Source organism: Microcystis sp. M53602_WE12 (assembly GCF_030065455.1).
In the GTDB taxonomy this organism is placed as follows: domain Bacteria; phylum Cyanobacteriota; class Cyanobacteriia; order Cyanobacteriales; family Microcystaceae; genus Microcystis; species Microcystis aeruginosa.
Genome location: NZ_JASJFB010000205.1, coordinates 1 through 2,306, shown reverse-complemented (window position 1 = coordinate 2,306; position 2,306 = coordinate 1). Strand labels below are relative to the sequence as shown.

The window sequence follows — 2,306 nt, the reverse complement described above, 5'->3', positions numbered from 1 at the left end:
GTGGGTGTTGACGATGGTTAATTCGTATCTTCGCCCCAGGGCTATCCATAGGTTCTGGCTCAACGGGTTTCTGATTTAGGCTATCAGATACCGCTTTTTTTCCTCGCTCACTACCTCCGATGTACCAAGTCTAAAGCAGCAGGAAATGCCGTCACTCTAGGCATCTAGAGGACAGGACTAAGGTTATTACTAACCCGCACCTGTAAGGTTATAAAGTTATCAAGGTACTACATTTACCAAGCGGCTAATCCTCTAAACGTCTTACTGTCTAGTTTCTAGCCAACGAATCGCACCACACCCCACACCCTGTCCCCAGGAAAAACTTTTTGCCGCAAACCCCAGTTAGTTAACCCTATTCCTGCTCAGAAATCATGGCAAAATCCTCTTAACTGGATCTGGGCTAAAAAATCTAACTTAAACAGCGAATTGCCTCCAATAAACCCCTCGCTTTGTTGAGGGTTTCTTCATACTCTTTCTCCGGCTCAGAATCAGCGACTAACCCTGCTCCCGCCTGCACGGAAACCAGATAATTTTGATTACCCTGGGGACGAACAATCATAGTGCGAATCGTGATGGCACTATTTAACTGTCCCTCGAAATCGTAGTAACCATAAACCCCTGAATAGGGACCACGACGACAGGGTTCTAATTCATGAATAATTTCCATAGCACGAATTTTCGGGGCCCCACTGACGGTTCCCGCGGGAAAACAAGCTTTTAATAAATCCCAAGCACTTTTATTGGTGGCTAAATACCCCACCACATTACTAACAATGTGCATAACGTGGGAATAACGTTCAATGATCATTAATTCATCCACTTTAACCGTACCTCGATCGCACACCCGACCTAGATCATTTCTCCCCAAATCCACTAACATAATATGCTCGGCAATTTCTTTGGGATCTTGCAATAAATCCGTTGCTAAAGCTTGGTCTTCACTCAAGTTTTGTCCCCGGCGACGGGTGCCAGCAATTGGTCTGACCGTAGCCTTTATTTTACCTAATTCGTCCCGTTCTGCCTTAACCATCACTTCAGGACTAGAGCCAATAATTTGCCAATCCTTAAAGTTATAAAAAGCCATGTAAGGAGAAGGATTAATCAGACGCAAGGAACGATATAAATCGAAGGGATGACCCTGATAATTAGCATTTAAACGCTGGGAAATAACCACCTGAAAAATATCCCCCGCTTTGATGTAATCCTTCGCTTTCAAGACATTTTGACAGAATTTTTCCTGAGTTGTATTGCTTTCATAGACTAATTCTTTTCCCTGACCAACGGGTAATAATTCCAAGGTTTTGGCATTAGTTGGTAGGGGTAATCGTAACTTCAGAACTAACTGTGTCACTCGATCGCAGGCCGCTTGATAAGCGGCCGCTAAATCGGGATTTTTACCCCGGATATCGGCATAAGCGATCGCCCAGATTTTACGTTTAACTTGATCGAAAATAATTAGATTATCCACCTGCATCCAAATACCATCTGGTAGATCGGCATCCGTAGCGGCATAAATAGGCACTCGCGGTTCAATCCAATTAATTAATTCATAACCCCAAAAACCAAATAAACCCCCTATTCCCGCGGGTAATTGCGGCAATTTAACCGGCACAATCGGTGCTAAACATTGGGTTAAAATCTCAAAAGGATCCCCCGAAAAAATCTCTTGAGAACCATTACGAAAAGTTTGGGTGGTGGTGTTTCCCCGTGCTTCTAATACCCAGACGGGATCGCCTCCTAAAAAGCTGTAGCGTCCCAAGGTTTCGCCCCCTTCCACCGACTCTAATAAAAAATTGTAGGCTTGATCGGCACAAACTTTATACCAGGCCGAAACGGGTGTTTCTAGGTCAGCGACCCATTCTTGATAGACAGGAATAAAGTTACCTTGACCAGCGAGTTGACGAAAGCGATCGAAGTCGGGGAAGATCATATTTTGATGGTTCAAGAAACGGATAGCACAACACTTGTAGGGGAAAAAAAGGAATTATGAATTATAAATTATAAATTATGAAGGAGTGGGGATCAGGGGAGATAAGTAGGGTCTGCTGAAAAAGTTTTTCGTGTGGACAGGGTGTGGGGTGTGGGGTGTGGGGTGTAGGGTTTTAGCGATTTTGAGGGGGTCAATTACCTAATTTTCAGGGAAAAAGTCCAGGGATTTTCCCCCGATCACTCCCAGATCTGGTACTTTTTGATTGACAAAAAGTCTAAAAGTCTTACCCAACAAGGTTTTTAGATTTATTCAGCCAACCCTAAGTAGGTAGGTGTTAAAAGTTGTCAGACACCCCCCTTATCAAGGGGGGATTAAG

The 2,306-nt window shown here is 43.9% G+C and carries 1 protein-coding gene; it reads right to left on the bottom strand.

Features of this window, described 5'->3' with window-relative positions; translation table 11 throughout:
* Positions 1-409: 409 nt before the first annotated feature.
* Positions 410-1,930 carry an anthranilate synthase component I gene (gene trpE / locus PX482_RS07570; protein WP_288122274.1) on the bottom strand — a complete coding sequence of 507 codons (1,521 nt, stop codon included), beginning with the start codon at positions 1,928-1,930 and terminating at the stop codon, positions 410-412.
* Positions 1,931-2,306: the final 376 nt, after the last annotated feature.